Source organism: Citrobacter sp. Igbk 14 (assembly GCF_028069825.1).
In the GTDB taxonomy this organism is placed as follows: domain Bacteria; phylum Pseudomonadota; class Gammaproteobacteria; order Enterobacterales; family Enterobacteriaceae; genus Citrobacter.
In genome coordinates, this window is record NZ_JANEWM010000138.1 from 1 (window position 1) to 1,324 (window position 1,324).

General features: G+C 33.8%; 1 protein-coding gene and 1 pseudogene. One reads left to right on the top strand and one right to left on the bottom strand.

Annotated elements, in window-relative coordinates; all coding sequences use genetic code 11:
• Nucleotides 1-132 precede the first annotated feature (132 nt).
• Nucleotides 133-244: pseudogene (locus NNN64_RS22775) on the top strand (IS3 family transposase); the annotation flags it as partial.
• Between the two features lie 73 nt (nucleotides 245-317).
• Here NNN64_RS22775 and NNN64_RS22780 read toward each other — a convergent pair.
• Nucleotides 318-1,214, bottom strand: coding sequence for a ParB/RepB/Spo0J family partition protein (locus tag NNN64_RS22780; RefSeq protein ID WP_271442877.1), 897 nt, complete (start codon nucleotides 1,212-1,214; stop codon nucleotides 318-320).
• Nucleotides 1,215-1,324: the final 110 nt, after the last annotated feature.

Consider the following 1,324-nt stretch of genomic DNA (forward strand, 5'->3'; position numbering starts at 1 on the left):
GATATTAACTATGTGATTTTTTTTAGTGTTAAGTTGAATAATTAAATACTGGAGAGTTTTCTGTACACTACCAATTGCTGGTTCATCTGTTCTGCCGCTGATGTTTCTGACTAATCTCCCGGTGACACAGAACTGTCCCTCTCTACCAGCCTTTATTCGACTCAATGTCCGGCTGCTGATACGCAGTTATCCCTTCGTATCAATGACTGACTCTTAAACGTAATGCTTTGGTTGCTGGCGTATCTGACAGCTTCTTCGGCGTGAAGGTCGTTGTGTAAGTATACTTCTTGGTTTATTTAGGCTATATAAAACCATGACTATGACTGGCTGTTTTCAGTAAGAGTCTTATCATCCAAAGAATTTATTCTAGAAATTCTTTTTAACTCATTAAGATAATCAACCTCGTTTTCTAAGAACCAATGAAGAACTTTAGAGTTGCCAAGTAATTTATTAATATATGACTGGATTATAACGAATTTCAACATATCTGAACCATACTCGGTTTGAAGTTTTTTCGTTTCTTCCGAAGTTGTTGCCATTTCTTGTTCCAGACGAAGTATGGTTTTTTTTATGTCCTTTTTATAGGGAGTGTTTTTCCCTTTATTTACTATCATCGATGACGGTGTTGCATCCAAGATGCTCATTGCAAATTTTTTACTATAATTATCAAAATTAATCATTGTACCGACTGCTTCAATTTGACGAATTGGCTTCATTTTCCTCAAAACGTCAAATGTAGCCTTAGGTATAGGTTTATCAGAAAGTTTCGCAATTACACTTGGATCTATGCCGTTCATCACATTAGCTTTATCTTTTATGGCATCAACAGATATGCCCAAAGCAGCACTAAGTTTTTCAATTGATACTTTTGCCAGAGACTTAATTATCATTCTATGTTCTTCAACTACATTTATATGATTCACTTGTTTGTTAGGAGTGAAAGCATCATCTATGCTCGAAAGTATACATGGAGCTTTTTCTATATCTAAGTCTTTTAAAGCCTCAACCCTTAAATGGCCATCAAGTATCTTAGTGACATCTTTATCTTTGTCATAGAATACTATTATTGGTTCAATAATACCCAAGCTTTCGATAGAGGTAACTATTTGATGATATTTATGGCTTCGCTTTACGTTTTCTAATAATTCCTTAGATGGAATTAACTTATTAGTTTCCAGGTAAATAAAATTTTCGCCAAAACGTATCTGAATCATTTTGATACCTCTTTGTTTACTGGGCTTAATATCTGAGATGGTAGTTCTGAAAGATTCTCTTGTTCAAGTATATTTTGAAAGCTTTTATTCATCATTATGATGTTAAAAAT

Coding starts and splice junctions, on each gene's coding strand:
- NNN64_RS22780 (WP_271442877.1), bottom strand. CDS start 1,214: ATGATTCAGATACGTTTTGGCGAAAATTTTATTTACCTGGAAACTAAT.